This is a genomic window from Bradyrhizobium sp. ISRA436 (assembly GCF_029910015.1).
Lineage (GTDB): Bacteria > Pseudomonadota > Alphaproteobacteria > Rhizobiales > Xanthobacteraceae > Bradyrhizobium.
This window is the reverse complement of sequence record NZ_CP094519.1, coordinates 4555115-4582026: the sequence shown is the minus strand read 5'-3', so window position 1 is coordinate 4582026 and position 26912 is coordinate 4555115. Positions and strand designations below refer to the sequence as shown.

The 26912-nt window shown below is 62.1% G+C and carries 19 protein-coding genes; 15 read left to right on the top strand and 4 right to left on the bottom strand.

Going from position 1 to position 26912, the window contains the following annotated elements; translation table 11 throughout:
* Positions 1-334 precede the first annotated feature (334 nt).
* Genes tssI through MTX23_RS21685 form a run of 9 tightly spaced genes read left to right on the top strand, consistent with a single transcriptional unit; the run spans position 335 to position 13944 of the window.
* The gene (tssI, locus tag MTX23_RS21725; RefSeq protein ID WP_280978143.1) at positions 335-2203 is read left to right on the top strand and encodes a type VI secretion system tip protein TssI/VgrG; all 1869 of its coding nucleotides are present in this window, start codon (positions 335-337) and stop codon (positions 2201-2203) included.
* A gap of 4 nt (positions 2204-2207) precedes the next feature.
* Positions 2208-2771 (top strand): hypothetical protein, encoded by a 564-nt coding sequence (locus tag MTX23_RS21720; RefSeq protein ID WP_280972232.1) that lies wholly within the window; start codon positions 2208-2210, stop codon positions 2769-2771.
* Between the two features lie 12 nt (positions 2772-2783).
* A complete protein-coding gene (gene tagH / locus MTX23_RS21715) occupies positions 2784-4160 on the top strand; it encodes a type VI secretion system-associated FHA domain protein TagH (protein WP_280972231.1) in 1377 nt (458 codons plus the stop codon).
* Positions 4161-4208: 48 nt separating this feature from the next.
* Entirely contained in the window at positions 4209-5546 is a 1338-nt protein-coding gene (tssK, locus tag MTX23_RS21710) for a type VI secretion system baseplate subunit TssK (protein WP_280978142.1), read from the top strand.
* Positions 5543-7069 (top strand): type VI secretion system protein TssL, long form, encoded by a 1527-nt coding sequence (gene tssL, locus MTX23_RS21705; RefSeq protein WP_280972230.1) that lies wholly within the window; start codon positions 5543-5545, stop codon positions 7067-7069. The genes tssK and tssL overlap by 4 nt, the downstream gene beginning before the upstream one ends.
* Before the next feature lie 43 nt (positions 7070-7112).
* On the top strand, positions 7113-10658 hold the full coding sequence (tssM, locus tag MTX23_RS21700; RefSeq protein ID WP_280972229.1) for a type VI secretion system membrane subunit TssM: 3546 nt from the start codon (positions 7113-7115) through the stop codon (positions 10656-10658).
* The gene (gene tagF, locus MTX23_RS21695) at positions 10655-11356 is read left to right on the top strand and encodes a type VI secretion system-associated protein TagF (protein ID WP_348637499.1); all 702 of its coding nucleotides are present in this window, start codon (positions 10655-10657) and stop codon (positions 11354-11356) included. The genes tssM and tagF overlap by 4 nt, the downstream gene beginning before the upstream one ends.
* Before the next feature lie 6 nt (positions 11357-11362).
* Complete coding sequence (locus MTX23_RS21690) at positions 11363-12139, top strand: protein phosphatase 2C domain-containing protein (protein ID WP_280972227.1); 777 nt, start codon at positions 11363-11365, stop codon at positions 12137-12139.
* Positions 12136-13944, top strand: coding sequence for a serine/threonine-protein kinase (locus MTX23_RS21685; protein WP_280972226.1), 1809 nt, complete (start codon positions 12136-12138; stop codon positions 13942-13944). Before MTX23_RS21690 ends, MTX23_RS21685 begins: the two co-directional genes overlap by 4 nt.
* A 9-nt stretch (positions 13945-13953) precedes the next feature.
* On the opposite strand, the gene MTX23_RS21680 is transcribed toward MTX23_RS21685, so the two are convergent.
* A complete protein-coding gene (locus MTX23_RS21680) occupies positions 13954-14934 on the bottom strand; it encodes a DUF4424 domain-containing protein (protein ID WP_280978141.1) in 981 nt (326 codons plus the stop codon).
* Positions 14935-15032: 98 nt separating this feature from the next.
* Entirely contained in the window at positions 15033-15314 is a 282-nt protein-coding gene (locus MTX23_RS21675; protein ID WP_280972225.1) for a hypothetical protein, read from the bottom strand.
* Between the two features lie 159 nt (positions 15315-15473).
* Here MTX23_RS21675 and MTX23_RS21670 point away from each other — a divergent pair, with 159 nt between their 5' ends.
* From MTX23_RS21670 to MTX23_RS21660, 3 genes are read left to right on the top strand one after another with little or no spacing between them, the layout of a single operon-like run.
* Positions 15474-17201, top strand: coding sequence for a hypothetical protein (locus MTX23_RS21670; protein WP_280972224.1), 1728 nt, complete (start codon positions 15474-15476; stop codon positions 17199-17201).
* Positions 17202-17258: 57 nt separating this feature from the next.
* Entirely contained in the window at positions 17259-19055 is a 1797-nt protein-coding gene (locus MTX23_RS21665) for a caspase family protein (RefSeq protein ID WP_280972223.1), read from the top strand.
* A 20-nt stretch (positions 19056-19075) separates the two neighbouring features.
* Positions 19076-19714 carry a DUF4384 domain-containing protein gene (locus MTX23_RS21660; RefSeq protein ID WP_280972222.1) on the top strand — a complete coding sequence of 213 codons (639 nt, stop codon included), beginning with the start codon at positions 19076-19078 and terminating at the stop codon, positions 19712-19714.
* Between the two features lie 11 nt (positions 19715-19725).
* Here MTX23_RS21660 and MTX23_RS21655 read toward each other — a convergent pair whose 3' ends face one another.
* Both MTX23_RS21655 and MTX23_RS21650 read right to left on the bottom strand, forming a co-directional pair.
* Positions 19726-20637, bottom strand: a complete 912-nt coding sequence (locus MTX23_RS21655; RefSeq protein ID WP_280972221.1) for a hypothetical protein — start codon at positions 20635-20637, stop codon at positions 19726-19728.
* Positions 20638-20823: 186 nt separating this feature from the next.
* Positions 20824-22683 (bottom strand): caspase family protein, encoded by a 1860-nt coding sequence (locus MTX23_RS21650; protein WP_280972220.1) that lies wholly within the window; start codon positions 22681-22683, stop codon positions 20824-20826.
* 595 nt (positions 22684-23278) lie between these two features.
* Between MTX23_RS21650 and MTX23_RS21645 the strand changes: the two genes are divergently transcribed.
* From MTX23_RS21645 to MTX23_RS21635, 3 genes are all read left to right on the top strand, one after another.
* On the top strand, positions 23279-23839 hold the full coding sequence (locus tag MTX23_RS21645) for a hypothetical protein (protein WP_280972219.1): 561 nt from the start codon (positions 23279-23281) through the stop codon (positions 23837-23839).
* 378 nt (positions 23840-24217) lie between these two features.
* A complete protein-coding gene (locus tag MTX23_RS21640) occupies positions 24218-24943 on the top strand; it encodes an SAM-dependent chlorinase/fluorinase (protein ID WP_280972218.1) in 726 nt (241 codons plus the stop codon).
* A gap of 352 nt (positions 24944-25295) precedes the next feature.
* The gene (locus tag MTX23_RS21635; protein WP_280972217.1) at positions 25296-26549 is read left to right on the top strand and encodes a radical SAM protein; all 1254 of its coding nucleotides are present in this window, start codon (positions 25296-25298) and stop codon (positions 26547-26549) included.
* Positions 26550-26912: the final 363 nt, after the last annotated feature.

Here is a 26912-nt window from a genome sequence, read left to right as displayed (position 1 = left end):
CGTCCTCTGCTCGGCCATGGCCCCTCTGCCGAACGTGACAGTGGCGGATCACGCAGGGGGATCATGATCCGCTTGTTTTATGGGTCAGATGCTTGCCGGTCCCGGTTCACTCCTGACGATCATGACATTTTCGCGTGAACCGGCAAGCTCTTGGAGCCGACTACTTGAGGGCCGGGGTGGTTCTTTGGACGGCTGCTGTAGCGCGTCAGGAGGCTCGGTCCCGGGGCGGACTCGCCGGCACTGCCAGTGGCGGCAGGATTCCGTGGTTCTTGCATGACGCCTGATCTGCTCTTTGCAGCCGATCATGTGGTTAGTCAGGGAGTTTAACGCCCACATGGGCCAGCTTACCCAGGATACCCGCCTCTGCGAACTCAAGACGCCTCTCGGCAAGGACGTTCTGGTTTTTGTCGGATTCGAGGGCTCGGAAGCTCTTAGCGAACTGTTCGAATATCGCATCGAGTGTCTCAGCGAAGATGCCGACCTGGACTTCGACCGTGCGATCGGTCAGCAGTGCACGCTGACGATCAAGCTGCATGGAAAGGAGCGCGAGTTCAGTGGCATTCTGACGGAAGCCCAGTGGCTTGGGGTGAAGAACGACTATTTCAGCTACCGGATCGTGCTGAAGCCCTGGTTATGGTTGTTGTCGCGCACCACCGATTGCCGGATCTTTCAGGACAAGAAGGCGCCTGACATCATCAAGGAGGTCTTCGACAAAGGCGGCTTCACTGATTATGAATCCAAGCTGACCGAAGAGGGCTCCTGTCCGAAGCTTGAGTATTGTGTTCAGTACCGCGAGACTGACCTGAACTTCGTTTGCCGGCTGATGGAGCAGCACGGAATTTACTACTTCTTCAAGCATGAGGGCGGCAAGCACACGCTGGTGTTGGCAGACTCCAAATCGTCGCACAGCACGATCAGCGGTCTTGCTACGATTCCCTACATCCCATTGACGGGAGCCGACCGTCGCGGCGAGCAGCATATCTACGAATGGGTCTCGGAGCGCCGGTTTCGTACCGGCAAGATCGAGCTCAACGACTACAATTATCAGAAGCCCAACGCGCAGATGATTAGCGACGCCAAGGGCTCCGAGCATTATACCCGATCGGAGATGGAGTTTTACGACTTTCCCGGCAAGTTCAAGGAAAAGTCCGACGGCGAGCGCTACGCGAAGATCCAACTCCAGGCCGAGCAGGCGATGGATCGGCGGCGCCGCGGCAACGGCGACGCCGTCAACTTGTTTCCCGGCGGGCTGACGAAGCTCGAAAAGCACTCCAAGGACTCGCAGAACGTTGAATACCTCGTGGTGCGAGCCACGCATTCGTTTTCGATCGAATCCTACCGTACTGGCGGTCCCAGCGACGCTGGGCAGCACGTGTATTTCGGCAGCTACGAGCTTCTGCCGAGCGATCGGCCGTTCCGAGCGCCGATGATGACGCCGAAGCCAAGGATCAACGGCATCCAGACGGCCAAGGTGGTGACCAAGGACGACAATTCGAGCGAGGAAATCGACGTCGAGTCGCTTGGCGAAATCTATGTTCGCTTCTTCTGGGATCGGAAGAAGAAGCGGTCGTGCCGGTTGCGCGTGGCTCAGGTTTGGTCTGGCAAGCGCTGGGGCGGTCAAATCATTCCGCGCGTCGGGCAGGAAGTGGTCGTCGAATTTCTGGAAGGAGATCCAGACCGCCCTCTGGTGATCGGCACCGTGTACAACGACGAATACAAACTGCCCTACGACTTGCCGTCGAAGAAGACGATTGCGGGATTGAAGTCGGACTCCAGCAAAGGTGGCGGCGGCTACAATGAGTGGAACTTCGAGGACAAGAAGGGGTCCGAAAAGATCACGGTACATGCCGAGAAGGACTACGACGTCACGGTCCGCGACACCGAGACGCGGACCATCGGCGAAGCTGCATTCGGCGGTGACACCCGCAAGACCACGCTCAAGAACGGCAACGACAAGCTCGATATCGAGTTGGGTGGCCAGCACATCACACTGGCCATGGACCAGTCTGTCAATGCAGGCACCAGCATCACGCTCATGGCCAATGCCAACATTACCCTGCAGGTTGGTCCCAGCCAGATTATCCTGACCCCGGCAGGCATCGTCATCAACGCGCCGACCATCTCCATGACGGCGCAGGCTGCCCTTGCGCTTACAGCCGGTGGTCCGCTTGTCGCTCACGGCACTCCAACCCTAGTCGGCTGACGTCATGGGTCAGGTTCGGTTCGGCACGGTTCAAGATCTGCTTCAAGCCTATCCCATGGCGCGCTATGATGTCGGCAAGTCCGACGCCGATAAGCCTTCGCTGGATTTCCTTCAGGAGGGCGCGGACGCGCGCAACTGGCACCAGGCCGTATCTTTCTGCGCCTATCTGCTCCCTAGGCGCGTGGCCATTGCCTGGGGATGTCGCTCGTTGCGACGCATGTTCGACCATTTCGACGCCGACGATAGCAGGTCGCTGGACTTCGTGGAGACCTGGGTTCGGCAACCGGACGAGCAATCCCGGAACAAGGCACTGGCCGTCGGTAATGCCAACGATCCCGAGCAGCCGGCGACATGGCTGGCGCTAGCGGCCGGCTGGTCTGGCGGAAGCGTGGTTCCCGCGGAATTTCCACCGGTCGAAGCCAAGCCAGACCAAGCCGCGCGAGCGGTGCGTGCAGCCTTACTGATCGGCCTTTGCCGGTTGCCCCGTGAGTCCCGCGACCGGATAATGACGGCATGCCTGGAGGATGGTATTCAATTGGCACGCGGCGAACCGCGCCCTTCACGCTAACGAGACGATGTGATGGTGCTTCGCTTTCATATCGAGAACGAACCGAACCTTCCCGACGGGGGCCCCGTGTCATTTGCGGTGACCGGCAGGCGTTCGGTCGATATAGGCCGGGACCGTCACCTCGATTGGACGTTGCCGGATCCGGCGCGGATGATTTCGGGAAAGCATTGTGAGGTGCATTTTCGCGACGGCGGCTACTGGCTGCACGACGTCTCGACCAACGGCACCTTTCTCAACGGCGCCGACCAGCGCATGCGGGGGCCGCACCGCCTGCGCGACGGCGATCGGCTTACGATCGGCCATTACATCATCGCAGTTTCGCTGGAGGGCGAGGGTGGCGGTCGTGTCCCTAACCATGAGGCACAACTGCATGCGCCACCCGTCCAGCAGCATGCGAATTACGGGGAGCTTTGGGCGGCCGATCGTGACGTGCCGCCGCCGCTCGATCCGCAGCAATTGAAGACGCCACGCGAGGCTGCGCGGCCCGTCAATCCGGAGTTTCTGGATTGGGCGGCGAGCGTCCCGGCGCCGGGTGTGGACCCTGTTCGACGTTCATCGGCAATGCCTCCGTACCAGCCGTCTGTACAGGATGATATGAGCTGGGCGGCCGGTCCGGTGGCCGCGCCGAAACCGCAAGCCGAGCGCCCGCCGGCCATGCCGATCCCGCGCCGGCCATCGGTGTGGACCGATGATGAACCTGCGGCTTTCCAGCCGTCACCATCGGCATCGCGACCGCAGGTTGACGCGCCGCGACCGGCGCGGGCAGCAGACGAAGGGCCTGCCACCACCACGCCAGTCGGCCGCGGCGAGTTCGCGCGGCTGGTGGCACGCGCTGCAGGATTGCAGGACAATTTCTTTGCCAACAGGACCGATGCCGAACTCGCTGAACAGCTTGGCATCATCTTGCGTATGACGGTGGATAATCTGATGGCGCTGTTGCAGGCGCGAACACAGGCCAAGCAGCTCACCCGCAGCACCAGCCAGACGACCATCCAGGCTATCGAGAACAATCCGCTGAAATTCTCGCCGACCTCGGAAGAGGCGATGCATATCCTGTTCGGACCGCCGACGCGCAGTTACCTCGACGCGCAACGCGCCTTTGCGCAAGGATTCAGCGACCTCAAATTACATCAGTTGAAGACGTACATGGCGATGCAGCACGCTGTCCGCGAGCTCATCGCCAGTATCGATCCGACGCTGATGGCGCGGGAGCTCGAGCTTCAGCGCGGCGCAAGCTCCTGGCTCGGCACGAACAAGAGCAAGCTCTGGGACGAATTCCTGACGCGCTGGAAGGCGCATCTCGGCCGCGACAACAGCGCGCCCATCGATACCTTTATGTTGCATTTCTCGGACTATTACGACCGCGCCGACAAGGCCGGGTCAAAATGAACTGTCGGCGATCACGCGATCGCCGACAATTGCCAAGTGGATGCGGGAATGTCTTGGTACAGCAAGGTTTTCTGGTCAGAAGGTCTGTTTCTGCGACCGCATCATCTGCAGCAGAACGATCGCTACATCGAACATCTGCTGGAAAAGCGCGTTCGCTACACAACTCCTTACCCCTGGGGGTTCGCCCAGCTCGAGATCGATAGGGACCTTACCGAACAAAGCAAGTTCGCGCTGCGCAATGCGTCCGGTGTCATGCCGGACGGAACGCCGTTCGATATTCCTGCGGATAGCCCCATCCCGGAGGCGATCGAAGTGCCGGATTCGGCCGCAGGTCAGATCGTCTGGCTGATGATGCCAGTCGCAGCGCCAAACACCCGCGAGGTGGATGAGGACCGCACCGACAGTGCCAGTCGTTATGTTCGTACTTCGGAGACCTTCATCGACTCGACCTCGGCGTTGCGCATCGAGGAAGAGATCGACATCGCTTACCCCAGGCTGTCGTTCGAACTGCGCAAGACCAGCAAGCCCGGATACATGGGCCTTGGCATCGCGCGCATTCTGGAGGTGCGCGACAAGAATATCCTTTTCGACGATAAATTTGTGCCGCCGATGCTGGTCTGCGCCGCACATCCGATCATCGATGGCTGGCTCAACCGCATCATTGGCTGGGTCGAGACCAAGCTCGACGAGCTGGCGCGTTATGCGGTTGATCCGTCATCCGGTGGCGGTTTGCAGAGCGTCGACTATCTGGTGCTGCAAGTGCTGAATCGTACGATTCCCGTGCTGACCCATTTCCAGCGTTCGGGCAGCGTGCACCCCGAGCGGCTGTACGACGAATTGCTGAGGTTCGCGGGTGAACTTGCGACATTTGCCACGGCGGAACGGCGCGCGCGCAACTATCCAGCGTACGATCACGACGATCTCGAGAACGTCTTCACACCCCTGGTGAGCGACATCCAGGATTTCTTGAGCGCGCGGCTGGGTCGCCGGGCGATCCGCCTGGAGATTATCGAACGCGCGCAGAACGCATTCGTATCGCCGATCCGCGATCGGGCGCTGTTCCGCAATGCGACCCTGGTGCTGGAGGTTGCCGCACGGCGGCCGCTCGTAGAGATTCAGAACGAGTTCCCGCACCTGTTCAAGGTCGGCCCGAACACAAAGATGAACGAGATCGTACACGCAAATCTGCCGGGGCTGACGCTGGTGCACTTGCCGACGCCGCCGCCGCACATCCGGGCCATCACGGATCACGTTTACTTCTATCTCGACCGCAAGTCGCCGCTATGGCCTGAGTTCAGCACCGCGGCCTCGATCGGGATGCACTTCTCCGGCGACTGGCCAGAGCTTGAGCTGTACCTTTGGGCTATCCTGGAAGACAGGCCATGAACGACAGGGACAAGCCGGTCAATCCCTTCGGTCGAGGTGAGCGGACGATCATCCGTCCCAACCCCGGCGGAAAGTTGCCGCCGGCGCCGACCTCTCAGCCTCCTCCGGGCGAGGGACCTGCCGCACGTCCGGCCTATTCGCCATCGCCTTTGCCTTCTCCCGACGCGCCTGCGCCGCCGTCATCCTTTTCTCCCGTCCCGGAGGGCTCGAGCTACGCCGCCGCACCGATCAGCCATCCGACTGAGGAATGGATCTCGACACCCGCGCAAGCCCAGGCGCCGCGACCGATATTGCCGCCGGGACCGCCGTTGCGCGTTGACGATCTGGTCGCGCCGAACGCCAATCCGGTGATGCGCGCTGCGGGTCCGTTGCTGCAGCTGCTTGGCCGGTTGCGGGTGGCGCTCATGCGTGCGTCATTCGCGAGCCTGATGGAGCAGGTCGCCGACGCCATCAAGTTCTTCGAGAAGGATATCCGTTCAGCGGGCATTTCCGAGCACCAGGCCAACACGGCGAAATACATCCTGTGCGCCACGGCCGACGACATCGTCCAACACATCCCCACCGAGGATCGCCACGTCTGGACGCAATATTCGATGCTGAGCCGGTTCTTTGGCGAGCGGGTCGGTGGCGTCCGCTTCTTCGAAATCCTCGACCATCTGAAGGCCGATCCGTTGGTCAACTATCCGGTGCTCGAGCTTCAGCACGCCTGCCTTGCGCTCGGCTTCCAGGGCATCCACCGCACGTCGGCGGGCGGGCTTGCGAACCTGCAGGTGATCCAGCGCAACCTCTATGAAACGCTGCGCCGGGTCCGGCCCAAGGCGATTGGCGACCTGTCGCCCAACTGGCGCGGGCAGGCCCTGGCTGGCCGCCGGCAGCGTTTGCGTATTCCGGTCTGGCTGGTGGCGGCCGTCGTCGCCGCGCTGCTGACCGGGTCCTATTTCGTCCTGCGGACGCTCCTCGCCGGCCGGTCAGAGAATGCTGCCCAGGTGGCGCTCGCGCTCCATCCGGGCGACCCGATCGAGCTCAAGCGCCAGGTCGCTGCGCCACCGCCACCGCCCCCACCGCCGCCGCCACCGGACCGCATTACCCAGTTGCAGCGCATCCGCAACGCGCTCGCGAAAGAGAACACCGCCTGTGCCATGACGGCGGACCAGACCGCGAGCTTCATTGTGATCAGGGTCTGTGACTTGGCGTTGTTTGCATCGGGCCAAGCCACCATCCTCGATGGCTTCAAGCCGGTCGCGGCCCGCGTCGCGGCAACACTTGACAAGGAGCCGGGACGAATCCGGGTCGTCGGCCATACAGACAGCTCGCCGATCCACACAGTGCGCTTCCCTTCGAACTTCGAGTTGTCGGTCGAGCGCGCCAAGGCGGTTGCAGCCGCGCTGAAGCCGGGCTTGACCGATAGTTCGCGTGTCGACGTCGAGGGCAAGGGAGCCGATGCGCCAATCGCGAGCAATACGACACCTGAGGGACGCGCCAAGAATCGGCGCGTCGAGATCTTTATCGAGCGCAGTGAATAGGCAGATACCGCCAGCTCATGCGGTTTGCGACAGGTACGCTTAGATGCTTGCCAAGGACATTCTCCGCATCGTTCTCTACGGCGTCGGGCTCAGCTCGCTTGGGGCGGTGATCTATTTCGCCGGTCCCTTCGTCGCGTTCGGCGACTGGCGGCCGCTGGAGAACCATCTCGTCCGCGAGATCGCTATTCTGCTGCTCACCACGGCCGTGGCGGGCATCGTGGGCCTTAATCTGTTCAAGCGGCGCAAGAATGCCAAAGAGATTGCCGACGGCATCAGCGGTGCGGATCAGCCCGTCAGTGATGAGCCGGTGCTCAAGGAGCGCATGAAGGATGCGCTCGCAACGCTGAAGACTGCAAGCGGCAACAAGTCGGGCTATCTCTACGATCTGCCTTGGTACGTCATCATCGGTCCGCCCGGCGCCGGCAAGACCACGGCGCTGGTCAATTCCGGACTCAAATTTCCGCTCGCGCGCGGGGCGACGCCAACGGCGATCGCGGGGGTCGGCGGTACCCGCTACTGCGATTGGTGGTTTACCGAGGAAGCCGTGCTGATCGATACTGCCGGCCGTTACACGACCCAGGATTCCAACACCAAGGCCGACAAGGACAGCTGGCTGGCATTCCTTGACATCCTGAAGAAAAGCCGGTCGCGCCAGCCGATCAATGGGGTCCTCGTCGCCATCAGTATCGAAGACGTGCTGACGCTGCCGAAGCAGGAACTCGCGCTTCACGCCGATGCCATCCGGATGCGCCTGCTCGAGCTGTATCAAAGGCTCAAGGTCAGCTTCCCGGTCTACGCGCTATTTACCAAGGCCGATCTCGTTGCCGGCTTCACCGAATACTTCGCCTGTCTCAGCGAGGCCGGCCGCCGCCAGGTCTGGGGCGCCACGTTCCAGACCGCCGACAAAACCCGGAATCTGGTGGGGCAGATCCCGGTCGAGTTCGACCGTCTGCTGGAGCGCCTGAGCGAGGAGACACTCGACCGCCTGCAGGACGAGCCGACGCCGCAGCACCGCGTGCAATTGTTCGGCTTTCCGGCGCAGATGGCGCGGCTCAAGCCCCAGATCCACGATTTCCTCAACCAGATCTTCGAGCCGACGCGCTATCACGTGAATGCGAACTTGCGCGGGTTCTACTTTACGTCCGGCACACAGCAAGGCACGCCGATCGACCAGCTGATCGGGTCGCTGGCGCGTACGTTCGGCGCCGAGGAGGTTGGCTCCGGATCCTATTCTGGCACGGGCAAGAGCTACTTCCTCGCCGATCTGATCTCCAAGGTCATCATCGGCGAGGCCGACTGGGTCTCGACCGACCGTGCCGCGGTGCGCCGTGCACTGATCCTGAAAACCGCAGCGCTGTCGTTGATCGGCCTGGTCTCGATCGGACTGATCACGGCGTGGCTGACGAGCTACAAGCGCAACTCCGATCTGATCGAGCAGAGCCTGCAGGCGGATAGCGAGTACGCGGTCGCCGGAGCGCCACTCATCAAGCAGACGCTGATCGCCGATCATGATCTCGACAAGGTGCTGCCGCTGCTCTACCGGCTGCGCAACGCCCCGGCGGGGTACGGATCGCGCAACGAGCCGGTGCCATTGTCGGCGCGCTACGGGCTCAGCCAGCACGCCCGGCTGTTGTCGCCCTCAAAGACAGCTTATCATACGGCGCTCGAGCGCATGTTCCGGCCCCGTCTGCTGTATCGGCTGGAGGAGCAGCTTAATGCGCGCATCAACGAACCTGCCTTCGTCTACGAGGCGCTGAAGGTCTATCTGATGCTCGGTGGCCTGCAGTCGCCGGACCGTGAGCTGATCCGTTCCTGGATGCAGCGTGACTGGGCGGACAATCTCTATCCCGGCGCGACCAACGCGGAAGGGAGGCGTCTGCTCGACGAAAACCTCGTGGCGTTGTTCGACCTCGAGACCGAGCAGCCTCCGCTGGTCGAACTCGACGGCCGATTGATCAAGCAGGCCCAGAATTCCTTGGCGCGCCTGAGTGTGTCGCAGCGTGCCTACGAGTTTTTGAAATCGGAAGCGCGTACATCGACTGCTGGCGACTGGATCGCCGGCCGCCGCGGAGGCCCCGACATGGCCGTGGTGTTCGAAACCACGACAGGGCAGTCCTTGGACGCCGTGCGAGTGCCTGAGTTCTTCACGTATACCGGCTTCCATCAGAAGTTTATCGCCCGGCTGCCCGGATTGTCGGAACGCATGAAGCGGGAGCGTTGGGTCTTGGGCGATGCCGGTCAGCAGTCGGCCATCGACCAGCAGTACGACAGTCTGGCCGGCGATCTGCTCAACATCTATTCCAACGAGTTCGTGACAACCTGGCGAGCGGCACTCGGCAGCCTGCGCCTGAAGAAGCTGCTCGCCGACAAGCCGAAATACGAGGTGCTGAGGGCGCTTTCGGCGCCGACCTCGCCGATGCGGCAAATCCTGGAATCGGTGCGCGACGAGACGATGCTGACAAAGGAACGGGCGAAGTCCGCGACCGCCGCAGCGCCTGCCGCGGCCGCCGCCGCGCCGGCGCCGGCACTCTTCAGCAATGCCCAGGACGGACCGCTCGGGGCGACGATCGAGGCACAGTTCAAACCCTACCATGCGGTGCTCGAAGGCGAGAGCACCCGCCGTCCGATCGACTCGACTATCGCCAATCTGAACGACATCGCGCAGAACCTGACGCTGATCATCGAGAATCCGCAACTGACCGCGCAGGCGACCGCTGCGCTTCAGACCCAGGTCGCAGCGCTTCGCAACAATGCCTCGCGCATGCCGCCGCCATTTTCCGACATGCTGCGGGCGGCGGCCGGGGAGTTCGAAGGCAGTATCGCGGCCTCGACCGCCGGACAGATCCTGCAGTCGCTGCGCGATCAGGTCACGCCGGTCTGCCAACAGACGGTGACCAACCGCTATCCGTTTGTCCGCAGCAGCAGCCAGGAGGTCCCGCTCGCGGACTTCGCGAAATTGTTCAGTCCGAACGGCGTTATGGACAAGTTCTTCAGCCAGTACCTGGCACCCTACGCCGACACGTCGCGGTCGAACTGGGTCTGGCGAAAAGAGAGCCCCGTCGGCCGGTCGTTCTCGCCGGACACGCTCAAACAGTTCCAGAATGCGGCGTATATCCGCGATGCCTTCTTCCAGACGGGCGGCAGCGTGCCGGCGGTGTCATTCGCGATCCGGCCGCCTGGGGCAGGCGAGCCAGGCGTGACCGTCAAGACTGAGATCGGCGGCACCACTATTACGAGCCCCACTACTCCGGGACCGGCCGCTTCGTCCTTTTTCGGCGGTCCGCAACCTGCGCCGCCGCCACAGCCACAGAGCAACGCGCCGACGACCGTCCTATGGCCGGGCCCATCGCCGCGGACGGCGATTTCAGTCAGCAACGACACCGGTCCGCCGTCCGTGCTGGAGCGCATCGGTCCCTGGTCGTTGTTCCGGATGCTGGAAGCGGGCTCGTTGGTGACGAAGGCGGAAACCGCCAGCGCGACTTTCATCGTCGCCGGGCGCGAGCTCAACTATCACATTTCGACCGGTTCGTTGCGCAATCCGCTGAATCTGTCAGTGCTCCGCGAGTTTCGTTGCCCGACCGGGATATGACCATGCGCTGCGGTTTATTCGGCAAGATCGGCGTGAAGCGCGATTTCATCGCGATCGCGACCCCGCGCAGCTTCCTCGAAGCCTGGGAGCCGTGGATGCAGGCTGCGCTGTCGGCAAGCCGCCACCAGCTTGGCCCAGGCTGGCAGCAGGCCTTCCTGACCGCGCCAGTCTGGCGGTTCTGGCTCGGCGCCGCGATCTGCGGCACCACGGTGGCTGGTGCAATCATGCCCTCGCTCGACGGGGTAGGGCGATACTATCCATTGACGCTGCACGCGGTGGCGGGCGATGACGCCTCGCTGCCGCCTCCGAACATTGATCCGCAGGACGAATGGTTCGGGCAAGCGGAGACATTCCTGCTCTCGACCCTGGATCGGGCCGTAACCTTCGAGCAGATCTCCGATGCACTCGATCGTCTCGCGGTGCCGCGACTGCAGGCGACCGTCGCCGACGGTCCGCCGATCACGTCGCTGGGCGCCGCGACAATGGGAAGGGCTTCGGCGGTCGACGCATTCGCCGGGTCGTTTGCCGCACTTTGCGCCGCCAACCCACCGGTCTACGCCGCGGCCAGCTTCTGGTGGACCGCCGGAGGGGAAGGCTTTCCGTCAATGGCGCTGTGTTGCCGCGGATTACCGGATCCGTTTCACTATTCCACGCTGATGACCGGCGATCTCGACCGTGCAGCATCCAAGTCGGGATGACGCGCGATGGTACACATCCCATCCTCGTTCGATGTCGGTAGCGTCACCCATGCCGGACGGGTGCGGACGCGGAACGAGGACTCATGTCTGGTCCGAACCGATGTCGGCCTGTGGGCGGTCGCCGACGGTATGGGCGGTCATGAGGCGGGCGATCTCGCCAGTCGCATCGTAGTGGAGTCGCTCGATGCGATCGGCGCGCCGGAGTCAGCGGCAGACCTGCTGGCGGAATGCGAGGAGCGACTGTTCAGCGCGAACCAGCAGATATTGGCGCTTAGCCATGAACGGCAGGGTGCCACCGTGGGTACCACAGCGGCGGTTCTGCTCGTGCGCGACGGCTATTATGCCTGCATATGGGCGGGCGACAGCCGGGTCTATCTGATCAGCCGCGGCCGCATCAACCAGGTGTCGCATGATCACAGCGAACTGGAGGAACTGATCGCCGAAGGCGCGCTGTCGCGTGAAGACGTGAAGGATTGGCCGAACAATGCCATTACCCGGGCTGTCGGCGTCGCCGATGATCCGGAGTTCGAGGTGGTGACAGGCCCGGCCGAGCCGGAGGACATCTTCGTGATCTGCAGCGATGGCCTGACCAAGCACTTGCAGGATGACGAAATCCTGCAGCACGCGGTCACGCGGCGCGCCCAAGCGGCTTGCGATGACATGCTCGCTCTGGCTCTTGATCGCGGCGGGCTTGACAACGTGACGATCGTCATCGTGCGGCTGCTGACGCCGCGATCCTCGGAGCCGACACGATCGCCGCTCAATCGGGAGTCGCAACAATGACCTCGAACGATCCGTTCCGATCGTCCTACCACGGCGTGCCGCCCGGCACCCGGCTCAATGGCATCTACGAGATCGAAGCGATGATCGGCGCGGGCGGCATGGGTGAGGTCTACAAGTGCCGCGAGATCCAAACCGGATCGCCGGTTGCCGTGAAAATGCTGCTGCCCGACATGATCGACAACGAGGCGGCGCTGGCGCTATTCCGTCGGGAGGCCGCAGCGCTTCACAATCTTCCGCACGACGCGATCGTTCGCTACTTCCTGTTCACCGTGGAGCCGGTGCTGCAGCGACCGTACCTCGCGATGGAGTTCGTGAACGGCCGCTCGCTCTCGAACATGCTCGACGAAGGACCGTTGACCTTCGAGGCACTGATCAAGCTGAAGCAGCGCGTCGCATCGGGTCTGGAGGCTGCCCATGAGCACGGCATCATCCATCGCGACGTTTCCCCGGACAACATCATCGTGCCGCTCGACGATGTCAGGCGGGCCAAGATTATAGACTTCGGTATCGCCCGGTCGACTCAGATGGGTGACAAGACCATCATTGGCTCGGGCTTCGCCGGCAAGGACAATTACGCATCGCCGGAGCAGGTAGGGTTGCACGGCAATGAGGTCACCGCGAAATCCGATGTCTACAGCCTGGGTCTCGTGCTGTTCCATGCGCTGACCGGACAGAAGCTCGACATGGGCGGCAGCCAGTTTCAACTGGTGGAGAAGCGCCGGCGTGTGCCCGATCTCGGTGCGGTGGACATGCGCATCCGGCCTTTACTGGAGCAGATGCTGCAGCCTGATCCGACATTGCGTCCAACCATGGCGGAGGTCGCCAACTGGGTGCCGACCGGTTCGGCTCAGACACCCTCCACGCCATTGTACGGCTTCGATCCGCTGCGGCGGCCGGAAAGCGCGGCGCCGGCGCCGCAGGACAGGATTCCATCAACCGCGCAGAGTCCGCGCAGCTTCTGGCTGGGTGCGGGCGTGGCGGCGGTGCTGGTCCTGTTCGGTGGGGGTGGATATGCCTTCTACAAGCTGGTCTGGTCGGCGCCCGGCGTGGCGGCCTTGCCGCCACCTCCGAAACTCGCCGGGACAATGTCGCCGCCAAAAGTCGAACCTGCTCAATCGCAGCCTGGACGCCAGGAGCCAGTGAAGCTATCCGCGCAGCCCACGGTGGCACCGACTCCGGCACTCGATGGGCCGGGGCGAGCCGAGCGCATCCGCAAATATGTCGCCCAATATTCGGGCGGTGACTGCTTCTTCGTCCTTCCGGTTGCCGTGAGTCAAAACGCCGCCATCATCGAAGGCTTCGGCGCCTCGACCGCCCCGTTCGAGACCTTCGACAAGGCGTTCCGGCGTGAGCAGGGATTCGAGGCCTCGGTCGGCGTCAGGCAGGTGACCCAGGCGCAATGCCCGGCCGTACAGTTCTTGAGTCAGGTCGGCAGCGATCAGGCGCGAGCGCCACGCATCACTTTGTCGGCGACAGAGCTGAGGGCCGGCGAAACCCTCAACGGCACTATCGAGAACTTCGCCAATCGCGTGGTGGAGTTGCTCATGGTGTCTGATCGCGGCGAGGTTCAGAGCCTGTCTTATCTTCTGAAGCCCGGCATCGACTCGCTTTCGTTTACGCTTCCGACAGCGCGCGCGAGCGGTCCGCAACTGCTGTTGGTCGTAGCGACCCCGCAGGTCTTGGACTCGTTGCGCCAGCCGCGACCGACGGCCGCCGACACGTTCTTCCTGCAGGCGCTGAGTGAGGCTCAGCGCAACAAGATGACAATCACCGCGGCTGCACGCTACGTGCTGCTCACGAACTGATCGGCACGCTCAGAACTTTCCGATCACCAGGATCTTCAGATCGGCATCCGGCTTGAAGTCGTTTGCCGTATATTCAAGCGTGCTTCCGGGGGAGGATGGCTTGAGCCGCCCGGGGCAGAAGCTCACCAAGCGGTCGCTACCGCCTGGGTCGATGGTCAGCTTGAACGACCGGATCGGCCCGGCCCAATTCGCGCCGGTCTTGAGCACGTACGATATGCGCCGCTCCTGCAGCTTCGCGGTGTTGGCCTGGCTGTTGCCTGCGCGCTTGTCGAGCTCGGCGAGGAGCGCATCCTGGACGCAATACTCTTTCCGGTAACGCGCGACCTCCTGACTGAGAGCGCTGCTACGGCGCAGGCTCGAGCGCAGGATGGTGTCAGGGCTGGAGCCGACGCTCGGCCGATACTGGTGTTCGACCGTGACGGTTCGCGTGGGCGGAAACACCTGCTGGCGCACAGCCGAGGTCTTCGTGACCCAGCCCGGCGCATATTGCTGGCGACCGTTGTCGCTCATGCCGGCAGGCATAAGCAGCCCGTCGTCTACGAGCCGGGTTCGGGTCGCCGCGGGCAGGTCGGCAGCCCGGATCTCGCGGCCACCGATCGGCAGTAGCGGCAGCTTGAGCTCACGGAGCAGGGCACTGACATCCTTGTTGCCAACCATGGCGCGCTGATCGATGGTCAGCGGCGCCGGGCTGCCGTCGACTTTGGTCTCGAAGTCGACGAAGTTGACCGGATCGTTTGACGGCAGCGCAATGTTCTCGGCCTCCGACAGGTCGATGTCGGGCAGCGGAAAGGCAACAGTCAGCGTCACCGGCTTGGTGGTGACGTTCGTGAATTGGTAGCGAACACTGATCCTGTCGAGCGCGATACGAAGGTCCTCGCTCGCCATGGCCACGTCATCGGTGCGAACGAACTGGAGCCCGCCGATCGACAACTCCGCAGCCGAGTCGTTGGCCCGTGCCGGCCAGCTGATCACGACCAACAGCGCGACCATCAAGGTCCGCGTTCGGAACGACGGCGAGTTGGCCGGTTCGTCCACCATGCTAGTCTCCATGTGGCGTCGCAACATATGCCGGTTCCATCCGGTGTGGATCAATCGATCGCCTGATAAAGATCGCCCCATTCGGACTTCCAGACCCCATCAGGATCGCACACCACGATCGCGAGCTTTACGTCGTTGGCCAGCCGGATCGCGCCGCGAAAGGCGTCCTGGGCCGGCAATTGGGCGCTGACCTGGTCAGTGGTCAGCCGTCCCCCACTCGCGGCGGCTGGCAACACGACCGACCCGGAGGCTCCATCACTGTCACGTTTCAGGACCAGCGTGATAGCGTCGGGTTGGATTTCATTGACCTGCTCAAATCTATTCCTGGCCATGATTTTGCACCGCAAGCTGACGAGGTTCGGACGATCACCGTCCAGTGATAGAATTGAACGCGATTGAAATTTCTCGCCACTAATTGACGCGCCGCATTACCGGCATCTCGGATTAGTCGGTCCGACACGGCAATCGGTTCGGGGTATGTTGAGGTGAACATGCTTCGTCGATTTCATTGGATCTGGATCTGGATATTCATCGTTGGCGCAGCTTTTTTCGCCGTGAGGGCGCATGCCGAAGATACCGTCGTACGCAGCTTTGCCGGCGGTTCTGCTGCTTCCATGGTCGGTATCATTCCGGCCAGCGTGGACGTGGAACTCGGAGGCCCGCAGGCGCTCACTGCTGACGGGCAGGGCAACTTGTTTGTGCTCGATCAGATCAACGGCCGCATTCTCCAGTTCAATCCCAAACAGCCGAATTCTGATCCTGACGTCCTCAAGATGCCGAAGGACGTCCAGCCGACCGATCTCGTTGTCCACAATGACGACATCATGGTTTGGGACGGCGGCGTGCGGACGCTGAAGGCGGCGCCAGGACAGTCCACGCGCGGACTCGGTGGCGACGTGATCCAGCTTGAGGAGGTCTCGAGCCGTGGTGCGGACGATCGGGTCGCTGTCTCGGCTTTCGCCCAGATGGGATCGCAGGCGCCCGACAGCGCGACGGACTTGCTTGATCGGAACACCCGCGCGGCCATCATCAAGACGACGCGGCAACCCGACCGGCAGTATGTCGCTTCCCGAAGCAAGGGCTCGGTGATCGCCGACATCATTCCGGACAAGGGCAACGCCAGCGTGCGGATCGAGATCCAAACCATGGTAACCAACGAGATCATTGCACAGCTCGGCCTGCGCGTGCGCAACCAGCTCGGTACCGTGGAGTTTCTCGAGATAGACAACAGCGACCGCTTCTACGTGTTGGCCGAGGACATTCCGCCATCGGGGAAGAACGCCTCCACATTCGTCGCGCGTTATGCCGCGAACGGGCGTCTCGAGGGAATCTACGAACTGCCTTTGGAAAATACTCCGCTGACCAGGCGCTTCGTCACGGTCTCGGGCGATGGCGACGTCTATTTCCTGCGGACCAAGCCGGATGGTATCGAAGTGGTTGGCGTCGGCTTCCGTCCCCTGGGTAAAGTTTCGGCTATCGACGTGCGGCCGTCGCGAACGGCAGCCACGCCGGCGGAGAAGCCCGACGTGAAGTTCAACGCGACGGCCGCGGTGCGGCCGTCCAATCGTCAGCAGACGATCGAGACCGCGTTTGCATTCGAAGGCCTCCAGTGGAAGCTGACGCAGGCGAACTACGGCAGCGATCCGGACAGCCAGTGCAGCGGTTTCAACCGGATTCGTCGGCCGTGGTACCTCCAGGGCAAGGTGAACCAGGAGGTGCGCGGCGTACCCTATTGCTGGGGCTGCCACGGTTCGCTCGCGAACTTCCGGCAGCGGATCGAGAACGGGACGCTGGCTGGAAATGTCTGCACGCGCAACGCGCCGCGCCCGGATGTGGCAGGCGTCGATTGTTCGGCATTCGTCAGCGCCGCGTGGGGACTCTCCGTCCACTACACGACCGCCGCCATCCCCGCGATCGCAGCGCCCGTGGCAAATCCCTGGGACCTGAAGCCTGGCGATGCGCTGAACAAGCCGGGCTCACACGTGATGTTGTTCCTGCGGTTCACACCTGATCGCAAGGCGGAGGTAATGGAATCCTCGACGGGTGGCTGCAACGGCCGCGTCTGCCGCAATGTCTATCCGTTGGCAAGCCTGCTCGCGCGCGGTTACGTTCCGGTCCGCTTTCGCGCCTTTGCGGATGATCAGACGACGGTTTCAGCGAGCGCCTATCAAGAGACCGAAGCGCCGGCGGGCCGCAAAACGGCAAGTAAGAGGCGCTGAACCACCTTTGTCGTTGGCGCTACAGAATGGGTAGGCATGATGTCGAGGTGGGTCACGATGCGGATGCCCAGAGGACTTGATTGCGGGATCGGGCGGCTATGCGCCACTATCGGGCTCGCCGCGTTCATCTGCCTGACAATCCCGCAGGCGCACGCGGCAGGAGGCCTGTCGATCAGCAATCCGGACGGGGCGGCCGTGCGCGCGCTCGTGATAGGCATCGACGACTATCAGCACGTGCGCAAACTGAAGGGCGCGGTCGCCGACGCTACCGACATCGTGACCAGCTTGAAGTCCATGGGTGTTGGCGATGTCGTCGAGCTGACCAACGCCCAAGCCGACAGAGCAAGCGTCCTCCGTGAGATCAGCGCACTGGTGGAGCGGACAAAGAACAACGACCTCATCCTTCTGTCGATCGCCGGTCATGGCAGCCAGGAGCCGGAGCGCGTCAAGGGCTCGGAACCGGATGGGATGGAGAATGTGTTCCTGCTGCCGGGCTTCGAAACCACGCCAAGCGGGTCCGTTGAGCGCATTCTGGGCAGCGAGTTCAATCATTTCATCCGGCAGTTCGAACTCCGCGGTGCCAAGGTGATCTTCGTGGCCGACACCTGCCACGGCGGCGGAATGGTGCGCGATATCGATCCGCGTGCCGCGGAGATGAGCTTCCGGCAGGTGCCGCGCTACACGTTGCTGGTCGACGAACTGAAGCCGGTATCAGACAGCAGCGATCCGAAGTCCGAGTTCGATTTCGACCACACCGCGTTCCTGGCTGCGGTTGATCGCTACACCAAGGCGCCGGAAGTGCGGATCCCCGGCATCGATGGTCTGCGCGGGGCTCTCAGCTATGCGGTCGCGCGAGCGATGGAAGGCAGCGCGGACATCAATCACGATGGGAAGGTGACACTCAAGGAGCTCTTCAGCAATGTTCGGCAGGTGGTGTATCAGCTCTCAGACCAGCGCCAGAACATCGTGACGATATCATCGCCGGCGCAGACGCCGGAAACCGATGTTGCCTTCGAACTCACGCGCGGTGTGGTGCTGATCCAAGGGCCGGCTGCGAGAGCAGCCTCTGGTCAGGCTGGAGGAGCGGTGACGCCCGTCGAGGGACAGGCGCCCGCGCCGTCGGCTGTCACAGCCAAGGCACCCACCATTCCGACTCTTGCCGCTGTGACCAAGGCAGCTCCAACCAGCGGAGCTCCGACCAGCCCCGCGCCGACACCCGTTCCCCGCGCGGCGCCGATTCGGCTGGCAGCGCTCGACGGCAAGACGAATTATTTTGCGAGCTTGACGCCAAAGGACGTCACCGTGCAGGCTGTTCAACCGACGGACAATCCCGACCTGATCTGGGACCCTGTATCCCACGATGTGATCGCCTGGGGTGATGTGGTCGCCTATGGGGTAGACCTTGCCGGTTTGCCGACGGTAGTTGACCGGACTGCAGCAATCCGTGAACTCAAGCGCATGGCGACCCGGTCGCCGCAGATGATGCGTATTTGGCCGGACGATCGACAGCAGCGCGCCGGCCAGACGATCGAAGTTGACCTGTCCGATGTGGCATCAAGGGCGGTCCTGCTGTTCAATGTGTCCGGCGATGGTACCATCCAGATGTTGTATCCGGTGGGTTCGGATGCGCCGCTGGCCCGATCGGCAAGCCTGCGGTTGCCACTCAGGGTGGGCGAGCCGTTCGGTGCGGAGCAGGTTGTTGCAGTGACCTCGCAGCAGCGCATGGTCGATCTTGAGAGGGTCCTGATGCAGCTCAATCGGCGCCGTGCCTCGGGGCAGGTGATCAAGAGCCTCGACCGTTACTTGCCTGCGGACGCACGGATTGCCTCGATCGGCTTCTTTAGCGCTCCCTGACTTTTGGGGAGAAGCAGGCCATGCCGACGTTGCAGCCGATCCACCACGAGCGATCTTGGCTCGCATTCCTGCTGCTGGTGGGAAGCGGGGCTGCATCCGCAGCGCCGCTGCCAGCGGCATCGCTGCACGTGAACACGACGAACGCACCATGGCTTTGGCCCGTACAGGCAGCACGCGGGCAGACCAATGCCGCAAGCATCTCCCTTGAGATACTGCCGAGTCAGACTGTCAGCGTTGGCGGCAAGGTTTCGTTCGGCGTGACCGCCAGGAAGCGGGGATATCTCATCCTGGTGGATGTCGACGCGGAAGGGCGGATGTCTCAGATCTTTCCGACTCCCGAGCTGTTGGCGCAGGCGGACGGGCGCGACATCAATCTCGTCAGGCCTGGGGTCGAATTCGTTATTCCGACGCCGGCGACGCGGCAGCGCGGATTTGAATATGTCGTTGCGCCGCCGACCGGGGCTGCGCTGATGGTGGCGATCCTGAGCGAGCGGCGCGTGCAGTTGCTCGATCTGCCCGACTTGCCCCGCAAGCTGCAAGGGCAGGCGGAAGCGTTGAGCTATTTATCGGCCTGGACCAGTGAGCTGCGTGTGCCGGACAGCGGAAAGCTGGTTACGAACAATTGGTCGTTCGACGTCAAGTCCTATTCCATCAAGTGACCCCCGTGAGGCTACAGCTTGCTCAGACGGCTGAAGAAGCCGCCCCGGGCGATCATGTAATGAATGTCCTTCGGAAAGGGAAAAGCGTCGCGAACGTTGGAAATCGCTTGCTGGAGAAATTCCCCGTGCTGTGGCGCCGGCTTGTGGTGCAGCCGGGGTTGGTCGGCGACCTGCGGAATCATGAACCGATCCACGAAAGCCGGGTCCGGATCGTTGACCCTGACCATCTGGCCGAACGCCGGAAACAAGTCGTAGTGACCCAGGCTTACGTTGAGGTTCTTGAGGGCGGGGCGCTGTGGCTGAGCTCGATTGCCATCGATCGTCGCGAGCCCGCGTCCGATCAGGTCCAGCTTCACGGATTGCGGCAGAGTTGACGGGCCGTACACGATCTCGAGCGCGCGGCCGCTCTGTCCCGACAGCCACTGGTACCAGAACATCGCATCGTCGGGCTGCGCTCTGGCGCCGTAGAGGCAGTCAAATCCCCAGCATGCCGTCAGGCTCGACTGATACTTTCCGAGGCTCCCGACGAGATTGCGCATCGCGTTGCCGCCGCCGGAGTGGCACGCGATGATGAGCTTGCCTATCTGGAGCTGAGGAATGGAAGTGGAGGAGGCGCCCAGGAAGTTTGCAAGAGCCCCGAGGATCTCATCGAGGTAGCGTTCGCCCCATTTCGGGCTTGCGAGGTCCTTGACGCTGTAGTTTCCGGCAAAGCTGTCGCCGACGGCATATTCGTAGCCCAGGAATGGCGCGATGAGCACCACGTCCTTGCCGGAATCGCGGACTTGTTCGCGCAATCGCGCGGGATCGTTGTGGAACAGGAATTCATGGTCTTTGACGTAGAAGCCGTGCAGCCAGATCACGACATCGAACTTGGTGGCGACCGTTACGTGTTTTGGCGGAAGATAAACTGCCGTCGGCTTCATGCCGGGCGCCTGGCGCTTCGTGAAGAGCGTCACTCCCGGAAAGGCGTGGACGTCCTTCTGCTCAAGCTCACATGCCACCACGCAGGTTGCTCCGCTTCGGCCACGTCAGTCGTGCTCGGCCGTCGGCCATTTCTCGATACCGATCCGATGGCTCCGGATGATGCCGTGGCGGCGCCGCGCCGTGCTCTAGTGGCAGACCTCGACATTACCGGTGTTGCCGCCGGGACCGCCGCCGCCACGGTACTCGAGGTGACAGCCGCTCCTGACCTGTCGGCACAGATATTGATCACAGACGATCTGACCGCTGCTGCCGCCGGACCTCGCAGTCGCTTGTCGCCGTGGAACGTCCACTGTCGGCTGTGGCCTTTCGCGGGCCGGACGATCCGCACGTGACGGACGCTCGTCCGTATTTCGCTTTGCAACCGGCTTCTTCCCGCGCCGCTTCTCGCATTCATTGTCGTCGTTGAGGAACGAGCCCTCGGCACAAGTGATCTTCCTGCACTGGTCGCCGTCAGCCTTGTAGCCATGATCACAGATCAGCGGACAGACCCGCGACGGCTTGAGCTTGATTGCGTCAAGCGCATCAAGACTTGCAAGCTTGGCGTCAAACTTGGTTCCCGCGTGCCGGTTGAAGAGGGCCAACGAGCGCTGCGAAGCCGCATTCCATTGGCCGTCGATGGCACCGGTGAAACAGCCGACGCGACTGAGTTCGCTCTGTACGGACTTGGCGATATCGGTCTTGTCGATATCGGTCTGGCGCGGCTCCTGGCTCAGCGCGGCGACCTTGGAGGCATTGTCAGCTTGGACGGGCGCGACAGCCTCGGGATTGCCCGCGACGGTATTCTCAACAGCCGGCTTATTCCCGGAGAGCGCAGCCGCTATTGCGGTTTCGGATGCAGTTCGCTTCCGTTCGGCCTCGGCCGCCTGTTCCTGCGCCGCCTGCTTTGTCTTCTCGGCGGCAATGCGGGCGTCTTCCGCCGCCTTGAGCTCCGCAGCCGCCTTCTCCTGGTCGGCGCGCTGGGCGCCCTGGGACGTCAGCCGCGCTTGCTGCTGTTCGGCCTGCCGCGCCTTCTCGATCGCTGCGACGCGTGCATCCTCGGCTTCGAGTTGGTTAAGCTGCAGCTTGGCCAGATCAGCGTAGTACCCGTCCGGATGTTGGGCCAGGAACGCGTTCAAGGCGGCCTTGTTGCGCAGCTGCAAGGCCAACTCGTAATCACGACGAACCTCCGACTGGGGGGTGGCCGCTTGCGTCGGCTCCTCTGCCTTGGGAGCAGGTACCAGCGCAACGTCCTCGCCGCCCAGCGAGCCGTAGACGTAGGGCTCCTGTCGGTTGCCCGTGGCTTGCAAGACATCGTCGCGGACGAAGCCGAAAGCCCTGCGCAAGTCGAGTCCCGGCTTTGCGATATATTTCACGAGAGCCGTCGCGTAAGGACTATTCTTGCTGTTGCCATCGAGCGCCGTCAATCCGGCCTTCGCCGCGAATGCGATCAGTGTGTTGGACACAGTGGGTTCGACCCTGGCCAGCCCGCGGCTGATTGATCTCGATGCTACCGTTCGTTTCATCGTGTCGGCAAAGGGATTGTTGCGGCACGCGTCCACGATCACAACACGCAGCTGCCGCGCAGGCTCGATCGCCAGCAAGACACGGTCGAGCGAGAACGCCTCGTCATAGATATCGGTGTCGCGTTCAAGTTTCGCGTCTGTCGGGATCAGATAGTTCGTCCCGTCGATCTCGATACCGTGACCTGCATAGTAAACCAGGGCAATGTCGGCATCCCGTGCTTGATCGGCAAAATCTCTCAGTGCCCGCCGCATGTCGCTGGCGGCGAGGTTGAGCCTCGAGTCAACCACATCAAAGCCGGCGCCTTTCAAGGTTGCGGCGATGGCGGCAGCATCGTTGGCTGGGTTTGGAAGCAGTGGGACGTTCTGATAGCTGGAATTGCCGATCACCAAGGCCACGCGCTTGGTCGCCCAAGCTGGCTGGGAGGCCAGGAACAGCGAAGCAGCAAGGAGAAGACAAACGCGGAGGTGCCTATGCAATCTCATGGCGAAACATCCTGCAGCTGCCCGAAGAAAGGTAGCCCTGCGAAGATGGCCCTAAAAAATGCTCAGTAAACCAATTCGCACGCTACTGGCGGCCACCTGTCCGCGTACAGCGACAATTTCGAGCCCGATCCATTCCTCATGTTGTCGTTCTACGCAGTGAACATGTTCAAGCCCGCAGCGAAGATTGTGGCGGCCAACGGGCTCGAATGAGGGGGCATCGGTTGCTGTCAGTTGCGGCGTAAGGCATTGATATGGCTTGTGATTGCAGCTCTCGCCCGGCCCTGCGGGAGCGCCGTGAGCACGCCGTTCGAAAAACACGTTTCGGCGAGCGACATGTGAAGCGGCGGGAACCACCACACGAGAGGCCTAGCGCGGACAGATCGAAAAGAACCGCTCGAAGGTTCCCATGCTAGTGGTTGGGGCCGACCCAATGCGCCAACGAAATTCACATCGCGTCTGATCGCATTGGAAACGTGGGGTCAGTGCGGCACGCCGAAGCAAGCAGATCACCGCAGCTTGATCTGCAGATCGTTATCCAACACCATTTGCTCGGAACGCATGGAGATTAAGTCGAAATCCAATTTTGGAGAACCTCATGTCCATTCCGCTGAAAATTTACATCACGCCGTTTTCTGAGAAAGGTGTTCTGGAGCCCGGAAAATGGAGTTGCGATGCGGCCAAAAGGGCACTGGATGTAGTCAATACGATCTGGTCAAAGGCCAAGATTGCGTTCGTGATCAACGATTGCCTGATAGACAAGTCGCTCGACATGGCCAAGAACGCCCGCAACGATGATAGGCGGATGCTGGGTGTCCTCAGCCTCCGCCATGATCCCGACAATGCGGTCCATATTTATCTGGTCAATCCCATTCGAAATCTTCCAGCAGGCGGGGGCTCGTACCTTCACAGCGATCCAGAGCCGGCCAGCTTTGTCCAGTGGTATGGCGATGACTTCGCCAATGGACGCGCCTGGGCCCATGAACTCGGTCATCTCATGAGTGTTGATCACGTCGACATAGACTACACTAACGAAAGGCAGGCGGCGGCATTGCGCAGCAACCTCATGACGAAAGGCTTGAGCGTGGGCAGCGACTTGACCAAGCAGCAAATTGCGACAGCTAAGGGTTCAAAACTGGTCAAGCGATTTGGCGGCTGACGGTCGCTTGGGTGCGACTGATGCCGATCTCGCCAGCCTGAATGTCGAAAGCATCTCTGATGCAAGTTGCGCGCGCCGGCACACGCCCTCGTGTGCGTAACGTACGCGCCGAAAATCGGAAATCCGATTTCCGCTTTCAATTCTGACGCATATAGTTGTAGAGCAACCCAGCCGGCGGAAGCCTGCCGCTCCTTAATGTTGGTTGAAAAGGCACTGCGCTGCAGCGTCAGAAAGCAGTCGTTGGTAATCGAACGCTGCGCGTTTCGGTATTCCCCGCTTCTCTCGGGCTTCGTGGCGGCTGGCGTGATACCATCTGCAAGCCGTCCTGCCCGGGAGTTTTCTGGGCGCAGCGGGCTACCACGGAGGCAAGCTGGCAAAATGATTGTGCTGTTCACAGACTTTGGGTTGCACGGCCCGTATGCGGGTCAGATGAAGGCGGTGCTGCACCAGATGGTGCCGGGCAAATCCATTGTCGACCTGTTCGCTGACGCGCCGGTTGGCAACCCCAAGGCATCGGCCTATCTGTTGGCAGGCTATGCCGCATGGTTTCCGGCGGGCACTGTCTTTCTTTGCGTCGTCGATCCCGGCGTCGGCGGGGCGCGCCCGCCCATTATTCTCGAGGCAGACGGCCGCTGGTATGTTGGCCCGGGCAACGGTCTGTTCGAACTGGTCCAGCGCCGTGCCGGAGAGGTCCGCAGCTGGCACATCGACTGGAAGCCGGAGCGCCTCTCGGCGAGCTTTCACGGGCGCGACCTCTTCGCTCCGGTCGCGGCCATGCTGGCGCGTGGGGAGCCACCTCCCGGCCGGCCATACCCGGATGTAGATCGCCGCGCAGACTGGCCGGACGACCTGTGCGAGATCGTGTACGTTGATCATTTCGGCAACGCAATGACCGGCGTGAGGGCGGTCACCTTGCCATCCGACGCAAGGCTTGCCGCGGCCGATCGGGTATTGGAACGCGCGAGGACTTTCGGCGATCTACCGCCAGGTGTGGCCTTTTGGTATGAGAATTCGAACGGGCTCGCCGAAATTGCCGTCAATCTGGGACGGGCAGACCGCGACCTCGATCTTGCGGTCGGTACCCCCGTCGAGATTATCTCTTGAATGATGAGCGGCCCGGTTACAGGTTGAACTGCAATGGGCAAATCAACCAAACGGAGCACGGCCACGGATCGGCAGAAGCTGCAACGGCGCCGTGACAAGCTCCGGGCAACTGGACGTCTTACAGAACAGATCCGCAAGGTTCTTGGCAAGCACTATGCGAGCAAGTACCGGGTGTGGTGAGCGCGACCGATGCGCCTGGAATAGGTCCTTCGATGCCAGCCGCAGCGAGATCGTGATCGTAGGACACATCCGGAGGGGCGGCTTGCCCCCGAATAAAGCGATGCATAGTTCCAGTCACAAGGCAGGGAGACCCCCGTGCCTTCCTGGTTGATGGGCGGTGACGAGGCCGCACATGAGCGACTTGGCCCAGCTGAGAGTTTGGGATGATCCGGCGATCCGCGGCGCGCTGTCGTGGTACTTTGACGTTGCGGAAAACCGACGCCCGGCCAAGTTCCGTATTGCCGCCACGATTGCCACGCAGCTCGATCCTGCAGCAAGCAGCGAAGATGCCCTGTGGGCCGAGCTCGATGACCTGACGCCGATTTTTCTCGCGCGCTGGCAGGCGATCAGGGCGGGCGCGCCGTTGCTGCCGGCGGCGGATGGCCCAAGCCTGCTGGAGCTGTGTTGCGAGCTCGCCTACCGCATGCTCACCCACTGCAATTTCTGTCCGTGGGATTGCCGTATCGATCGCGTGGCAGGGACCAAGTTTGGCGCCTGCAAGCTCGCCGCCGGCTCGCGGGTCAGCTCGCATTTCCATCATACCGGCGAGGAGCTGTTCTATCGCGGCACGCAAGGCTCGGGCACGATCTTCTTCACCTCGTGCAACATGCGCTGCGCTTTCTGCCAAAACGGCGACATCAGCACCGATAAAGACAACGGCGTCGAGACGAACCCGCGCACTCTCGCGGCGATGGCGTGGACGCTGCGCCGCGAAGGTTGCCACAATATCAATTGGGTAGGCGGCGAGGTCGTTATCCATCTGCATTCCATCGTCCACGCCATCGCGCTATTGGGGCGCAACTACGCCCCGACGCAAGGCGAGCTGGCCCGCGCTCGCAAAACGAAGGCTGACCGTTTCCTCTCGTTCGACGAGATGCCCGGTGCCGCTATCTATGACGGGAGGTTCAACTCACCGATGCTGTGGAACAGCAACTTCTTCATGACGATCGAGAGCATGAAGATACTGCGCATCCTGACCGACGTTTGGCTCCCTGATTTCAAATTCGGTCCCGGCCGTTGCGCGATGATGCTGGCGAAGACGCCATGGTACTGGGAGACGGTGACGCGCAACATTGCGCTGCTTGACGAGTGGGGGGAGGAATTTTCCATCCGCCATCTGGTGATGCCCAATCACGTCGAGTGTTGCACGTATCCGGTGCTGGAATGGATTGCCGCGCGCGTGCCCGCAGTGCCCGTGAACGTGATGGAGCAGTTCCATCCCGACAATTTCTGTGATCCCGCGAGTGCCAAGTACCGGGACAGATATGCGGAAATCGCCCGCCGACCGACGCACGCGGAGCTGGAGGGTTCGTGGCGCCGCGCTCGCGAGTTGGGCCTCCAATTCGAGACCACGACGTTCGAGCGCCACAATGCCCTTGGTATGTGATCCTTCAAATGAGCGATGCGGGGCACGGCCAGCCGAGACGACAATTGAAATTGGGCAGGGCTTTCTGTCCCTTAGCGGGATATTATAAGGGCGAAGGCCCGCGAGAGCCTGAAAATTTCAGGGAGGAGAGTCGTGATGGGAACGTTTGGATGTCGGAGCTTGTCCGGGGGCGGCCCTCTCTCGCTTGTCGTGATGAAATTGTTCGACGGCCATGATCGATTGGGTGGTCCACGCAAATAAGGTACAGATCCCGGGCACGACGACAATCTTCACCGCTTTCACTTGCATCTCTCCCGCGATTCAAGAGAAGCCTCGTTCCTTTAGGGACGCAGCATGGCCGCCTTTGAGGGACAAGGCTTTATT